14 protein-coding genes are annotated in these 13,700 nt (G+C 62.5%); 9 read left to right on the forward strand and 5 right to left on the reverse strand.

Annotated features, from left to right (window positions below; all coding sequences use genetic code 11):
* Positions 1 to 14 precede the first annotated feature (14 nt).
* The gene (locus YWU_RS0113810; RefSeq protein ID WP_027020919.1) at positions 15 to 566 is read left to right on the forward strand and encodes a hypothetical protein; all 552 of its coding nucleotides are present in this window, start codon (positions 15 to 17) and stop codon (positions 564 to 566) included.
* On the opposite strand, the gene YWU_RS0113815 is transcribed toward YWU_RS0113810, so the two are convergent.
* Complete coding sequence (locus YWU_RS0113815; protein WP_027020920.1) at positions 505 to 1,620, reverse strand: 8-amino-7-oxononanoate synthase; 1,116 nt, start codon at positions 1,618 to 1,620, stop codon at positions 505 to 507. The genes YWU_RS0113810 and YWU_RS0113815 overlap by 62 nt on opposite strands.
* Before the next feature lie 155 nt (positions 1,621 to 1,775).
* Here YWU_RS0113815 and nadA point away from each other — a divergent pair, with 155 nt between their 5' ends.
* Genes nadA through nadC form a run of 3 tightly spaced genes read left to right on the forward strand, consistent with a single transcriptional unit; the run spans position 1,776 to position 5,200 of the window.
* The gene (nadA, locus tag YWU_RS0113820) at positions 1,776 to 2,852 is read left to right on the forward strand and encodes a quinolinate synthase NadA (RefSeq protein ID WP_027020921.1); all 1,077 of its coding nucleotides are present in this window, start codon (positions 1,776 to 1,778) and stop codon (positions 2,850 to 2,852) included.
* Positions 2,853 to 4,337, forward strand: a complete 1,485-nt coding sequence (nadB, locus tag YWU_RS17155) for an L-aspartate oxidase (RefSeq protein WP_034648072.1) — start codon at positions 2,853 to 2,855, stop codon at positions 4,335 to 4,337. It begins immediately after the preceding gene.
* Positions 4,338 to 4,357: 20 nt separating this feature from the next.
* Positions 4,358 to 5,200, forward strand: coding sequence for a carboxylating nicotinate-nucleotide diphosphorylase (gene nadC / locus YWU_RS0113830; RefSeq protein ID WP_034648021.1), 843 nt, complete (start codon positions 4,358 to 4,360; stop codon positions 5,198 to 5,200).
* Between the two features lie 6 nt (positions 5,201 to 5,206).
* Here the strand turns inward: nadC and YWU_RS0113835 are convergent, their stop codons facing one another.
* The 4 genes from YWU_RS0113835 to YWU_RS0113850 form a co-directional block, all read right to left on the reverse strand.
* Positions 5,207 to 6,859: a hypothetical protein gene (locus YWU_RS0113835; RefSeq protein WP_027020923.1), complete on the reverse strand. Its 1,653-nt coding sequence runs from the start codon at positions 6,857 to 6,859 to the stop codon at positions 5,207 to 5,209.
* Positions 6,859 to 7,284, reverse strand: a complete 426-nt coding sequence (locus tag YWU_RS0113840; RefSeq protein WP_027020924.1) for a hypothetical protein — start codon at positions 7,282 to 7,284, stop codon at positions 6,859 to 6,861. The genes YWU_RS0113835 and YWU_RS0113840 overlap by 1 nt, the downstream gene beginning before the upstream one ends.
* An 81-nt stretch (positions 7,285 to 7,365) precedes the next feature.
* The gene (locus tag YWU_RS0113845; protein WP_027020925.1) at positions 7,366 to 7,896 is read right to left on the reverse strand and encodes a hypothetical protein; all 531 of its coding nucleotides are present in this window, start codon (positions 7,894 to 7,896) and stop codon (positions 7,366 to 7,368) included.
* Positions 7,897 to 7,907: 11 nt separating this feature from the next.
* Complete coding sequence (locus YWU_RS0113850) at positions 7,908 to 9,632, reverse strand: hypothetical protein (protein ID WP_027020926.1); 1,725 nt, start codon at positions 9,630 to 9,632, stop codon at positions 7,908 to 7,910.
* Positions 9,633 to 9,728: 96 nt separating this feature from the next.
* On the opposite strand from YWU_RS0113850, the gene hisD reads away from it, so the two are divergent.
* The 5 genes from hisD to hisH are packed head-to-tail and all read left to right on the forward strand — an operon-like array spanning position 9,729 to position 13,642.
* Positions 9,729 to 11,054 carry a histidinol dehydrogenase gene (hisD, locus tag YWU_RS0113855; protein WP_027020927.1) on the forward strand — a complete coding sequence of 442 codons (1,326 nt, stop codon included), beginning with the start codon at positions 9,729 to 9,731 and terminating at the stop codon, positions 11,052 to 11,054.
* A complete protein-coding gene (locus YWU_RS0113860; protein WP_027020928.1) occupies positions 11,047 to 12,156 on the forward strand; it encodes a histidinol-phosphate transaminase in 1,110 nt (369 codons plus the stop codon). The genes hisD and YWU_RS0113860 overlap by 8 nt, the downstream gene beginning before the upstream one ends.
* Entirely contained in the window at positions 12,153 to 12,755 is a 603-nt protein-coding gene (gene hisB, locus YWU_RS0113865; protein ID WP_027020929.1) for an imidazoleglycerol-phosphate dehydratase HisB, read from the forward strand. The genes YWU_RS0113860 and hisB overlap by 4 nt, the downstream gene beginning before the upstream one ends.
* On the forward strand, positions 12,752 to 12,946 hold the full coding sequence (locus YWU_RS0113870; RefSeq protein WP_027020930.1) for a hypothetical protein: 195 nt from the start codon (positions 12,752 to 12,754) through the stop codon (positions 12,944 to 12,946). Before hisB ends, YWU_RS0113870 begins: the two co-directional genes overlap by 4 nt.
* Before the next feature lie 21 nt (positions 12,947 to 12,967).
* Positions 12,968 to 13,642: an imidazole glycerol phosphate synthase subunit HisH gene (gene hisH, locus YWU_RS0113875; RefSeq protein ID WP_027020931.1), complete on the forward strand. Its 675-nt coding sequence runs from the start codon at positions 12,968 to 12,970 to the stop codon at positions 13,640 to 13,642.
* Positions 13,643 to 13,700 lie beyond the last annotated feature (58 nt).

Raw genomic sequence — 13,700 nt, forward strand, 5'->3', positions numbered from 1 at the left:
TAGCGTTTACCGATATGGAGAACACCGCAACGACCGCACCAGCGTCACCGAAGGAACGCAACAGGTTCCTCTGGCTGATGGCAGGTGCACTCATCGCCGCAACCGTTTTTGGTGCGGCGTGGGGCCTGCTGCGACCTGCTCAATCGGTCACCGTTGTCGAGGGCGGGATGCGTTTGAATGCCGACACCCTCGACGCAGGTTTCGTTGGATTGCTGTGGGCCGCGGTGGCGGCGGTGGTTCTTGGCGTTGCGCTCGCGCTTATCTCGTTCTTTCGGATGCCGGAGCGCAGGGGAGCGGCGACACTGTGGTGGATTACTCTCATCGCCGCAGCGTGCGTGTGGATCGCCACGGGTGCCGGCGATGTGGCCGCGGCAGTTCGCCAGCCGGACCTGCAGAACGCGGAGATCGGCGACGCACTAGAGCTCTTGCCGATGGTCTCTGTTCTCCCAGTGGTGCTGTACTCGGCTTTCGCCGCGGCAATTGTTTACTGGGTCTGCCTGCTGTTCATACAAACGCCGGACGAGCCCGCTGAATCTGTTCCGACGTCAGATTCGCCCGAGCAGTAATTCGAAGCCTGGAGGTCCCCTCTGGGACACTCGGCGGACGGAATACTCCGACGAGGACCCCGCGCGCGAGCAGTTCATCCCTTGCGGCAACGGCACGAACTGGATCTCCGAGAATCACCGGTACCACCGCAGAAGGAACTGCTGGGACGCCCCACAACTGAGCGATTAGTCGGGAATTTTCCGTCACCGCGCTCGCTAGCTCTGGTTCTGCCTCCAGGATGCGTAGAGCCTCGAGGGCCCCGGCCGCAGCTACAGGCGCCAGGGCAGTGTCGAAAATTGCTGGCCGCGCATGGTTCAGCACGTGCGCGCGTAGCAAGTCCGGGCCCAGAACCGCTCCGCCTTGCGATCCCAATGACTTGGACAATGTCACGGTGACCACCAGATCTTCGGCACCGGACAGTCCCGCCGCTGCAACTGCGCCCCGACCACCAGGGCCGAGCACTCCCAGACCATGCGCCTCGTCGACTAGGAGTGTCGCACCGTGTTCGCGGGCAAGACGATACAGGCCCGGGATGTCGGCAACGGTCCCGTCGGCGGAGTAGACGGAGTCGGTGACGATGAGGGTGCGGGAGGCGTCGGGAAGCGTGGTTAGAGCTTGTTCGACTGCCTGAAGGTCGCCGACTGCAGTCACCGTGACCTGCGCGCGGGAGAGGCGGCAGGCGTCGATGAGGCTGGCGTGGGAGGCGGCGTCGGAGATGATGTGGTCGCCACGGCCGACTAAGGAGGTGACCGCCGCGAGGTTCGCCATGTACCCGGAGGAAAGCACGGTTGCGGACCCGAAGCGGAGGAATTCGGCGAGGGCGTTTTCGAGGTCGTCGTGGATTTGTGTAGCTCCGGTGACCAGCCGTGATCCGGTGGAACCTAACCCGTAGTCGTGCAATGCCTGGGCTCCAGCGGCGATGACGCGCCGGTCGCGGTGGAGGCCGAGATAGTCGTTGGATGCGAGGTCGAGGACGGTGTCGTCCGGTGCGCGTGGGCGCAGCTGGCGGTCAAGACCTGCTTTCCGACGTTTTCGTCTGACACCTTCCAAACCCCACAACGGCGAAATGCCCATCTCTGCTCCTGTACTCACACGACTTGAACAATGTTCAAAAGTTTACTTACTCACAATCGACGATCCGCAGGCGCTACTATGTCCCCGGAACAATGAGCCCCAGCATCCCCGCACGACAGCCACGCGTGGGAGCAACACGAAGGAGAGGCCGCACGATGACCGAAGCAGCCGTGCCGACCACCGTCCAGTCCCTTGCGCCCATCGAGTCGGAACTGGCGGCGAAGGTCGTCGATACCGGCCAGGGGTACACCGGCGTTGAGGCAAACGCTGAGTGGGCCGATGAGATCCGCCGGCTGGCCAAGGCCCGCAATGCCGTGATCCTCGCGCACAACTACCAGCTGCCGGAGATCCAAGACATCGCGCACGTCACCGGTGATTCCCTGGGGCTGTCGCGTATCGCCGCAGAAACTGACGCAGATGTCATCATCTTCTGTGGCGTTCACTTCATGGCCGAGACTGCGAAGATCCTCTCTCCGGAGAAAACCGTCCTTATTCCGGACGAGCGCGCTGGCTGCTCCCTGGCTGACTCGATCTCTGCTGAGGAGCTCCGTGAGTGGAAGTCTGAGCACCCGGGTGCCGTCGTGGTTAGCTACGTCAACACCACCGCAGACGTGAAGGGCGAGACAGACATTTGCTGCACCTCGTCCAACGCTGTCGACGTGGTCGCCTCGATTCCGGCTGACCAGAAGGTTCTCTTTGGGCCGGACCAGTTCCTCGGTGCGCATGTGCGTCGTGAGACTGGCCGAGACAACATGGAGATTTGGGCCGGCGAGTGCCACGTCCACGCCAACATCAACGGCGATGAGCTGGCCCGCCGCGCTGCTGAAGAGCCGGATGCGGACCTGTTCATCCACCCCGAGTGTGGCTGCGCGAACTCCGCGATCTACCTCGCCGGCGAGGGCACTATCGAACCGGATCGCGTGAAAATGCTGTCCACCGGTGAGATGCTCACCTCTGCCGCCGCTGCAGAGAAGAAGGGCACTGGAAAGGTTCTGGTCGCCACTGAGATTGGGATGTTGCACCAGCTGCAGAAGGCCGCGCCGGACGTGACTTTCGAGGCCGTCAATGATCGCGCCTCGTGCGCGTACATGAAGATGATTACTCCGTCTGCGCTGCTGCGCTGCCTTGCTGAGGGCACCGATGAGGTCACTGTCGCCGATGATGTCGCGGAGAAGGCTCGCAAGTCCGTCGAGCGCATGATCTCCATCGGTAACCCGGGCGGCGGGGAGTAGATGGCGCTCGCCGACGGCTGGGACTGGCACCTCGACTGTGACCTGCTGGTCATTGGTGGAGGTGTCGCCGGGCTGTCGGCGGCACGTAGGGCTCGTGAGTTGGGGTTGGATGTACTTATCGTCGACAAGGGTCGGTGGCGCGACGGCGCTCGGACCCAGCCCAGGTTCGTCCATGCCGCAACGAATCTGGCACAAGGCGGAATCGCTGTTGTAGGGCTTCCCGACGCCCCCAGCCACGACTCCATCACCTCCCACGTGGACGACACCCTGAATGCCGGGTCCGGGCACTGCGACCGCTCCGTGGTGGAGTCGATTGTCGGGCGTGGCGCTGACGCGGTGAACTGGCTGATCGGCCTGGGGACAAACTTCGATACTCAGCCTGATGGCACATATTCCAGGACCCGCGAGGGCGGACACACGTACCGACGGATTCTCCACGCGGGTGGGGACGCCACTGGTGCGGAGATCCAACGTGCTCTGGAGGCATCTGTAATCGGGGCTCGACTGCTGCAGAATGCCAATGCCAAGGAGATCCTCCTCGAGGATGGTGTGGCCAAAGGTGCGCTGATCCGCGATCCGCGAGGTCTTGGCGCGGTGACGGCCCGCAAGACTGTGATCGCGACCGGGGGTCTTGGCCACCTGTTCCGGGCAACGACTGCCCCGAAGGGGTCCCTCGGTGACGGTCACGTCTTAGCACTTGACGCAGGCGTGGAATTGTCCGACCTGGAATTCATCCAGTTTCACCCCACGGTCCTCTTCGACAGCCGCGCCCATGGCCGCAGGCCCCTCTTGACGGAGGCTCTTCGCGGTGAGGGAGCAACTCTGCAGGACAGCCATGGCAGGCCCGTCGTTACTGACGACCCTCGCGGCGACTTGGCTCCGAGGGACATCGTCTCTCGGGCGATCGCCATGCGCCTGCGCGAGACTGGGGAAGACAATGTGTTCCTCGATGCCCGCAGTATCGAGGACGTTCACACCCGCTTCCCGACGGTCACTTCCGGCTGCCGATCCCTCGGCCTAGACCCTGCCGTTGACCTTCTTCCGGTGGCCCCTGCGGTGCACTACAGCTGCGGCGGTATCGCCACAGACGGCAACGGAGCGACGAGTGTCCCCGGACTGTATGCCGCCGGAGAATGCGCCCGGACCGGACTTCATGGAGCAAACCGGTTGGCCTCGAATTCGCTGTTGGAGGGTCTTGTCGTGGGTAAGGCAGTCGCCGAAGCGGAGATCTCCGGTGTCGGAGCCACGACGCCAGAGAGAATCAAGGGCCGACACCGCCCCAGGCTCAATACCCAAGACCGCATGACAATGCAGGCAGCGATGACCGAAGGCGCTGGCGTGACGCGGACAGCGGAATCACTCGAACGTGCGGTGGAGGCCCTTGAGGGGCTGCCGGATGCGGGGGCAGTGGCCGTCGCTAAGCGAGTAGTGGCCGCGGCGCAGGCGCGGACCGAGACGCTCGGCTGTCACACGCGACTCGATTAACACTTCACCCAAGGAGAACAATGCTCGACGAAGCAATCACCCGCGGCCTGATCCGCACCGCGCTGCAGGAAGATCTGCAGTATGGGCCGGACGTGACCTCTCTGGCGACCGTCGGCCCGCAGCAGCGGTCACGGGCAACGGTGACCAGTCGCGCGGACGGAGTCATCGCAGCCGGCGCCGCGATCAGGTGGACTCTGGAGGAGGTTATTGCCGACGACTTCTCCGTCGACATCCTTAGCGCAGACGGCGAGCGAGTCGCGCCGGGCACTGTCGTTGCAGAGATCGAGGCTCCGACCCGAGGCCTGTTGACAGCCGAGCGGACTCTGCTGAACATCGTGACCCATGCTTCCGGCATCGCGACGGACACCAGACGGTGGGTTGACGCCGTCGACGGCACCGGTGCGCGGATCCGTGATTCCCGCAAGACCTTGCCAGGCATGCGGAACCTGCAGAAATACTCAGTTACCTGCGGTGGAGGAGTCAACCACCGCAATGGTCTGGGAGATGAAGCGCTGATTAAAGATAATCATGTGGTGGCGGCGGGGGGCGTCGTGAAGGCGTTGGAGAAGGTTCGGGCCGCCTATCCGGTCCTGCGGTGCGAGGTTGAGGTAGACACCCTGGAGCAGCTCGACGCTGTCCTCGAACTTCAGCCCGAGATGGTCATGCTCGACAACTTCGAGGTGTGGCAGACGCAGATGGCAGTGCAGCGTCGAGCGAAGATCTCGCCGGCGACGCTGTTGGAATCCTCCGGTGGTCTGACTCTGGATGTTGCCCGTGAGTATGCCTCCTGTGGCGTGGATTTTATGGCCGTCGGCGCGCTGACGCACTCGGTGAAGGTGCTGGACTTGGGGCTCGACTTTTAGCAGGGCTCAGGACCTGAACTGGTCAATCCTCCACCAGGAGGGGTCGAGATCAGTCTTCATCGTTACGGGGCCGAGTTTCCAGGTGTTCAGTACCTGATAGATCCGGTCGAGAAGAATCTGCAGACCAGGGTCTTGGGAATCCACATAGAGGTGGGCCTCCATGTGATGAGGCTGCACGGTGTAGACGACAAGGACTCCGGAGACTTCGGCTAACATCGCGTCGAGTGCTTGAGTGAGCTCCTTGACAGAACCGGGCACATCGACGGGCTGTTGTTGTGCATACATGGTGTCGTGAACCTGATAGGTCAGGTGGACATGTAGATCGCATTGTGGGGCCAACTCGGAAGTTAACGGCAGGAAAGACGAGATCGTCACCGGGAATCCATCCGGTGACACGGCGTCGATTTCGCAGCGCTGCCCACTGGACAGGATGCCGTCGTAGATCGCAGCGAATTCGGTCATGATCTCCGGCAGCGCAGGAAGCGGAGCGTGAGTGTCTGGGGCAGTGCCCACCGCATCGATGTCATTGATCCATGAGAAGGCAACAGTATCTCCCAATGCCCGATTGATCAGGAGAGCGGCAGCCCGCGGATCCGCATTTCCGCTGCCCTCTGAGGAAAACAACGAGCGCAAGCCACCCCATTTCGGATGCCAGATCTCGATGCTGGGACACAGCATGCCGTCTGGTTCCCCAATGATTGCTTCTGCTGGGTCATAGTCGATTCCGTTGACGACCACTGGCACTCCAGGTGCCGCCGCGAGGCGATCGGAGAAGGTCCACTCGCACTGCGGGGCGGCGTTCAACCAGCGCCGAGCGGTTGCGCGAAGAGACGGGAAAATGCCCGGGGAAACGGTGAGCCGACGCGCGTTTGGGTCGACGTCCCAGACCAGGTCCGGATGTATCGCCGCGACTCGGGCTCCCAACTGCGAAGTGTCTCCGGTTGGCCACCATTGCCAGAACTCAGCGATGGCTCGGGCGGAAACCTCTGATGCGGTGGGGTACACCGCATCAGGTGGAATCGAGGGTGGGACAGGTGGTGCCTTCGGAGTGTTGGTCATCGTCATGCGTGTTTCGGGGAGCGCGGCGAACAATAACCCACCGAACACGACAGTGAGTAGGCCAATGAACAGACAGAATGCGGGTCCCGCGCCACTGACCGCTGTGAGGTCATCGAGCGGATTCCGAATGCCGAGTAGAGCGGCGCTGTAGGGATCCTCAAAGTCGATGAAGAGACCCACGAGCATTTTCGACATCATCGCGAAAACTGCGTACACGATGAACATGCCGCCGGCGCCGAGGATCTCCTGAATACCAAGTTTCCTCTTGTCGGTGAAGGCGACCATAAAGGCACCTTTGCCAAGGGCAACCACCAGCAATATGGAAAGGAAAAACCACGGCCCAATGAACCCGGAGGACTCATTAAGTACGTTCATTTGGGACCAGCCGAAACCGTTGACGACGACTTCGTCATTTGGGTAGCGAGCCCACACCATGCTGAAGCTAATGAGATAGAGGATGATCAGGAAGGCCGTTGTTCCCACTATGACCAGTGGGTTCAGGAGGATGTCCGCAAATTTGCGGAAGTTGTCCTGTTTCGGTTGTGGCGGCAGGCTCCAGTCGTGATCTGGGGCCGTTGGTAATGCCCAGTCGTCATTCATCAGAACATCCGGTAGGCGTCGCCACAGTTGGCGGTCGCATAGTTGTTGACCCGCATCATTGCGTTGCTGCTAGAAAACCCGGTCGAAATCGAAGACAGCCAGTCGCCGGACAGTGCCTGTTGTTCTTGAGCGTGCCACGATTCGTCGACGATCTCGACATCAGCTTGGATTTCTTTTGGTGCGACCTTCGCTAGGTCAGACCATAGATACTTCAGCTCGCCCATCGCTGAACCGGCGGAAAGGAGTCCATCAAGTGAATTAGAGGCCATCGCCTGGTCCATTTGTTGGGTGTAGCGGGTTTGGTGTTTCTCGATGGTGTTGCAGAAGGCCGCTACGCTGCGCTTTTCGCCGAAACATGCGGTCGCGGTGACCGCAGCTAGCCCGAGTGTGGCTGCCAGCGCGATTCGTGAATGTCGTGTCCGCATAATTCCTCCAATGTGATTTTGCTCTCAAAATAAGAGTCAATCACTGGGAGGTTCCGAACAAGACGGTAATAGTGGCGGCAGTTAGAGGCGTTCTGCGACCGCGCGGCCAAGGTCGTCGAGAACGGGCTTGAAACGCTCGTCATCAACTGCCATCACTCGTGCTCGGTGCAAGGCGGTCTCGGCGCGCCCGACGTCCCCGGTATCCAGGTGGCACTGCACAATCAGTCCGACGAGGGGGACGGCCTGGTTCAGCATCTGCTCTGACTCAAAGAGACCGGAGGCCATCTCGAGGTGGTCGATAGCCCGACCGGGGTGGCCGCGGCGGATTTCAGCCTGTCCGCTGAGGGTGTGCCACTGCGCCCAGCGCAGGTGACGCGGGGGAGCGGCAGGGGGCTCGTCGAGGTTGTCGAGAAGCTCGAGCCAGTCCGCGGCCCGGTCCATGAGCTTTGGGGAGGAGCCGCGGATGGGACGACCGAGGCTGTCAGTCTCCGGAGCATCGGCGGCGTCACCGAGTTCGGCGAAACCGGCCATCAGGAGGTCAGCAGCCTCCCACAGCTTGTTGTCGTGGGCGAGGGATTCGGCGGCCGCCAGTAGGGCCTTGGGCTCGGTCATGGGGGCAGAGTTTACTCCCCGAGAAGCTCCGCCAATGTCTCGCGCACCGGATGGCCGTGCCAGTTCTCTTCTGGCAGTAGTTCGTTGATGCGGATGGTGTAGCGGCGCACACCCTCCTCGTCGTCGAGATCGAGGCAACAGCGCACTCCAGTGAGAAGGGCGCGGGCAGCTTCCACTCCGTCGCCTGCTTCCTGGTAGCCAGCGGAGGCGGTATCGACGTGACCGAGAGCCGTCTGCTCATTGCCGGTTGCCCAGTAGATGTAAGCCAAGTCGTCGTGCCAATCAGCGATGGACCAGCCATCATTAATCATGCCGCGAGCACGCAGCATCATTTCCTCCGCCAGTTCCAGTGCCTTGCCGGTGGAGACGACGAGGTCTGGGTCGACGCGGGCGCCTTCGGTGAGGGAGTCCATGGTGACAGGGACGTCGTCAAGCGAATCGTGGGTGGTCATCGGGCGAACCACGGTACGGGCAGCCTGGCGCATCGCAGAGGATGCGCCGGCGTTATCGCCGACTCGCTGCAGGTGTTCGGCGTGCTCCAGCAAGAACATAGTGGCTCCCATGGTCCGGCCCATCGCGACGGAGGAGGCAGCGGAAATGGTGTAGGCGGCGTCGGTTCGCTCTTCGTCGTCGGACATCGTCGACCACTGTGCGACCGGCTCGGCGTGGCGAAGGGCAGCCTCGTATTCGCCGGCGTCGAAGAGCGAACGAGCGAGGATGAGATCCAGATCCATCGTCAACGGATTCACCGGCATACCGGCGGTATGCGCCAGAATGCGGTTAGCAGTGTCGCGTGCTTCCTCGTACTCACCGGCGCCATTGAGCAGCGCGGTCAGCAGGCGGTGAGAACGCAGCGTTGCGACGGTCAGATCAAGTTCCACTCCCGCCCGCACGACCGGACGGAGCTGGCGGATAGCTTCGGCCTCCTGATCGGATTCCACCGACAGCCACGCGAGCATCTGTCGAGCCTCAATTGTGGAGGTCACCGGCTCTGAGACTGGATCTTCCGCGACGGCCTCACACATCAGGGCAGCGCCATGAAGGTCGCCGCGGCCGTGTGCGATCTGGGCGTCGAGAAGCCGACGGTCGTCAGCCGCAGACTTGAGAGGAGAATGCTCGCGAGCCCAAGTGGACAGTGCTCCGGCCAAGTCCGCACGCCGGCACATCGAAGCTGCGGCGCCGACAATCGTGGCAGCCAGCGCTGCTTGGTACGCCTCTTCGCCGGTTGGAGTAGTAGCGAGGATGTCCGAGGAGACAGAGATGAGTTCGGGAATGTCCTCATCCGCCGGCTGGTTCGGGGCCGGGGTGGCGTCTGCGAAACGCTCGGCCTCCGCGTAAGCGCCGAAGGCCTGGGCGTGCAAGATTGCGGCGGGGCGATTCGTGCGACGGGCCCACTCAAGCCACTCGGTACGAGCTTCAGCGGCTTCATCCGGGAGCTCCAACTGATCCGCAACGGCATGGCGGAGGGCGTAGAACTCTCCGGTGACGTCATCTGGAAGCCCGTCAGCCTCCTTCAACCAATGATCACGAGCAAACGCAGAGACCGCCCGCCAACTGCCTACGTGATCGAGAGTGCGCGCAGCGGTGCGGGAGAAGTTCAGCAGATCCTCGAGGTCCGCCGGAACCGGTTCTGGGGCGTACATCGGCAGGCGCGGCTCGATCGCGCGAGGCCCCATCCGTCGCTCCCACGCGGCTATCTCGTTGCCATCGCCGTCAGTTTCTCGCCACCAGACCATTTGACCATTGTCCGTCCCCGGCCCTGCGCGGAGCAACACAGCACGGTGACTATGCTTTATCCCGCAACCATCCTCATGTTCGGAAGGCTCTTATACATGCTCTCCATCACCGACCTTCGCGGTCAGACGCCCACCACCGCCCAGTTGCGGCGCGCGCTTCCGCGTGGGGCTGCAGACGTCGATTCGATGATTCCTACGGTGCGTCCGGTGGTGGAAGACGTTCGAGACCGCGGTGAGGCAGCGGCGCATGAGTACTCGGAGCGTTTCGACGGCGTCCGCCCAGCCTCCCTCCGCGTTCCTGCCGAGGTAATTGAGCAGGCGTTGGAGACTCTTGAGTCAGATGTTCGGCGGGCGCTGGAGGCTTCCATCGGCCGCATCCGCGCATTCCACGCCGCGCAGAAGCCGAAAGACCTCACGGTAGAGGTTGTCGACGGCGGATTCGTCTCTGAGAAGTGGGTCCCGATCGGCCGCGTCGGTCTGTATGTTCCCGGCGGCAACGCGGTGTACCCGTCCAGTGTGCTGATGAACGTTATCCCGGCGCAGGAAGCTGGCGTGGATTCCCTGGTGGTGTCCTCGCCGCCGCAGGCAGACAACGACGGGTGGCCGAACCAGACAATCCTCGCCGCGTGTGCGCTGCTCGGCGTCACCGAGGTGTGGGCTGTTGGTGGAGCGCAGGCAGTCGCTCTGATGAGTTACGGCGATGAGAACCTCGAGCCGGTCGACATGGTCACCGGCCCCGGCAACATCTTCGTTACCGCCGCCAAGCGCCTGTGCCGCTCTGTGGTTGGCATTGACTCAGAGGCTGGACCCACCGAGATTGCGGTGCTTGCGGATGCGTCCGCGGACCCGGTCGCTGTCGCCTACGACTTGATCTCCCAAGCCGAGCACGACGTCATGGCAGCTTCGGTCCTCATCACCGACTCCGAAGAATTGGCGAATGCAGTCAACACGGAGATCGACCGCCGGTATGGCGTCACCCTCAACGCCGACCGCGTCCGTGAGGCCCTGGAGGGGGATCAGTCCGGCACCGTGTTGGTCGACGACCTTGATACTGCCGTTCAGGTCGCCAATGCCTACGCCGCCGAGCACCTAGAGGTTCACACAGTCGATGCCGCAGCGGTGGCCGGACGCATCAAGAACGCTGGCGCGATCTTCGTCGGCACCTACTCGCCCGTCCCGCTTGGCGACTACTCAGCAGGCTCCAACCACGTGCTGCCGACCTCAGGTACCGCCCGGCACAGCTCCGGCCTGTCCACCCACACGTTCCTCAAGAGCATCCACGTGGTCGACTACAGCGAAGCCGCCCTGAAGGACGTCTCCGCGGACGTCATCGCCCTCGCCGACGCCGAGCGCCTCCCCGCTCACGGCGAAGCAATCCGCGCCCGGTTCGAAGATCTCACCGCAGGAGAAAGCAATGCTTAACGACGTCTCCCTCAACGACCTCACCCTCCGCGACGAGCTGCGCAGCGAAAAGGCCTACGGAGCGCCGCAGCTCGACGTTGAGGTGCGACTGAACACTAATGAAAACCCGCACCCGCCGTCCGACGCCCTAATCGCCGATCTCGTGGACGAGATCAGCAAGGTTGCCGGCAGCCTCAACCGCTACCCGGACCGCGATGCCGATGAACTGCGCCGCGACCTAGCCGCCTATGTCTCCGAGCGCACCGGAGTGCAGGTCACCGCGGACAACGTCTGGGCCGCGAACGGCTCCAACGAAGTGCTCCAGCAGCTACTGCAGGCATTCGGTGGCCCTGGTCGCTCCGCCATGGGATTTGTGCCCAGTTACTCCATGCACCCGATCCTGTCTTCGGGCACCCAGACCGAGTTCATCGGGCTGCCGCGGACCAAGGAGTTCGGAATTGATGTGGAGGTGGCGGTAGAAGAAATCGTCGGGAAGCGTCCTGATGTTGTTTTTGTAACCTCCCCCAACAACCCCACCGGCGGCATCATCCCCGAGGCTGATCTGCGGAAGATCCTCGACGTCGCGCCGGGCATCGTGATTGTGGACGAGGCGTACGCGGAATTCACTGATGCCCCGTCCGCGATGCACCTGCTTGAGGAGTATCCGACCAAGCTCGTGGTCAGCCGGACCATGTCGAAGGCCTTCGACTTCGCAGGTGGGCGCCTAGGCTACTTCGTTGCGGCGCCGGCTTTCATTGAGGCAGTGATGCTGGTTCGCCTCCCGTACCACCTGTCTACGCTGACCCAGGCCGCCGCAATCGTTGCGCTGCGCCACGCGGATGAGACTCTTGCGACTGTCGCGGAGTTGGCGTCGGAGCGTGACCGTGTCGTCGCCGAGCTGGAAACGATGGGCTACCACGTGTTTGAGTCCCACTCGAACTTCATCATGATCGGTGAATTCGACGACGCCCCCGCCGCATGGCAGGCATTCCTCGACCGCGGCGTTCTAATCCGAGATGTTGGTGTTGCCGGTAATCTTCGCGTGACCATCGGTCTGGAGTGGGAGAACAACGCCTTCCTTGACGCCGCCCGCGCCATCGCAAACGAAAAGAGTGAGAAGTGACCGACCGCATCGCGACCATCGAGAGGGAGACCCGCGAGTCTTCTATCTCCTGCACGATCAATCTGGACGGGACCGGCGTCGTGGACGTCGATACCGGCTTGCCGTTCTTCGACCACATGCTCACCGCCTTCGGCCAGCACGGCAGTTTCGACCTGAAGTTGCACGCCAAGGGTGACATCGAGGTCGACGGGCATCACACCGTCGAGGACTGCGGCATTGTCTTGGGCACCGCCTTCGGAGAAGCACTAGGCGACAAGAAGGGCATTCGCCGCTTCGCTGACTCCTATATTCCGATGGACGAATGCCTGGCTCAGGCCGTGGTGGATGTCTCCGGACGCCCGTATTTCGTCATCACCGGTGAACCGGATCAGATGATCTCCGCGGTGATCGGCGGACACTACGCTACCGTCATCAACGAGCACTTCTTCGAATCCTTCGCCTTGAATGCTCGCATCGCATTGCACGTTCGCTGCCTGTACGGACGCGACCCGCACCACATCACCGAAGCTGAGTACAAGGCCGTTGCTCGCGCACTGCGCGCCGCGACTGAGGCGGACCCCCGCGTGACCGGCGTCCCGTCAACGAAGGGAACCCTGTGATCCTCGCCCAGGCGGCACTCGGAGGAGGAGCAGCGCTGACCTACCTCCTGTTCATTATCGCTGGACTATTCGTCGGCGGAACCTTCAGCGCCTACAAGGGCGGGTCGCAGGTTGGCATGATCATCTGCGGCATCATCGCCCTGGTTGCGCTGGTCGGCGCGATCCTGTGGCTCATCGGCAGCTACAACTGACCCGAAAGTAGGATCAACGACATGACGACAGTCGCAATTCTCGACTACGGCTCCGGCAACCTGCGCTCCGCAGAACGTGCGGTTGCCTCCACTGGTGCAGAGGTCACGGTTACCGCTGACCCAGACATTGTTCTCAACGCTGACGGACTCCTTGTTCCCGGCGTCGGCGCCTTCGCTGCCTGCATGGACGGACTGCACCGTGTGCAGGGCCCGCGCATGATCGGGTCGCGTCTGGCTGGGGGGCGGCCGGTGTTTGGCATTTGCGTCGGGATGCAAGTTCTTTTTGAGCGCGGCGTGGAGTTCGCTGACGGCCCGCACACCCCCGACGAGGTTCCTGACGCCCGACCGGTCGGCATCCCCGGCTGCGCTGAGTGGCCAGGAACTGTCGACCGTCTTGAGGCCTCGGTATTGCCGCACATGGGGTGGAACACGGTGGATGTCGACGCGGGTTCGAAGCTTTTTGAGGGCCTGTCGGAGGAGGAGCGGTACTACTTCGTGCACTCCTATGCCGCTCGTGATTGGAAGCTCACAGACACCGGCCGCATCGCCGCGCCGCTGGTGCACTGGGCCGAGCACGACGGCTGCCGCTTCGTCGCTGCCGTAGAGAACGGACCTCTGTGGGCGACACAGTTCCACCCAGAGAAATCCGGAGACGCCGGCCTGAAGCTTCTGCAGAACTGGGTCGACACTCTGTAGGTAAGCGTCCCCGGTATGCTCAGTGAGTATTCGTCAACATAAAGAAGTTGGAGTCACA

The organism is Corynebacterium sputi DSM 45148 (assembly GCF_000427865.1).
Classification (GTDB): Bacteria; Actinomycetota; Actinomycetes; order Mycobacteriales; family Mycobacteriaceae; genus Corynebacterium; species Corynebacterium sputi.

Excerpts from the sequence above, each read along its gene's own strand:
- YWU_RS0113810 (WP_027020919.1), top strand. The coding sequence starts at position 15 with ATGGAGAACACCGCAACGACCGCACCAGCGTCACCGAAGGAACGCAAC.
- YWU_RS0113815 (WP_027020920.1), bottom strand. The coding sequence starts at position 1,620 with ATGGGCATTTCGCCGTTGTGGGGTTTGGAAGGTGTCAGACGAAAACGT.
- nadA (WP_027020921.1), top strand. The coding sequence starts at position 1,776 with ATGACCGAAGCAGCCGTGCCGACCACCGTCCAGTCCCTTGCGCCCATC.
- nadB (WP_034648072.1), top strand. The coding sequence starts at position 2,853 with ATGGCGCTCGCCGACGGCTGGGACTGGCACCTCGACTGTGACCTGCTG.
- nadC (WP_034648021.1), top strand. The coding sequence starts at position 4,358 with ATGCTCGACGAAGCAATCACCCGCGGCCTGATCCGCACCGCGCTGCAG.
- YWU_RS0113835 (WP_027020923.1), bottom strand. The coding sequence starts at position 6,859 with ATGAATGACGACTGGGCATTACCAACGGCCCCAGATCACGACTGGAGC.
- YWU_RS0113840 (WP_027020924.1), bottom strand. The coding sequence starts at position 7,284 with ATGCGGACACGACATTCACGAATCGCGCTGGCAGCCACACTCGGGCTA.
- YWU_RS0113845 (WP_027020925.1), bottom strand. The coding sequence starts at position 7,896 with ATGACCGAGCCCAAGGCCCTACTGGCGGCCGCCGAATCCCTCGCCCAC.
- YWU_RS0113850 (WP_027020926.1), bottom strand. The coding sequence starts at position 9,632 with ATGGTCTGGTGGCGAGAAACTGACGGCGATGGCAACGAGATAGCCGCG.
- hisD (WP_027020927.1), top strand. The coding sequence starts at position 9,729 with ATGCTCTCCATCACCGACCTTCGCGGTCAGACGCCCACCACCGCCCAG.
- YWU_RS0113860 (WP_027020928.1), top strand. The coding sequence starts at position 11,047 with ATGCTTAACGACGTCTCCCTCAACGACCTCACCCTCCGCGACGAGCTG.
- hisH (WP_027020931.1), top strand. The coding sequence starts at position 12,968 with ATGACGACAGTCGCAATTCTCGACTACGGCTCCGGCAACCTGCGCTCC.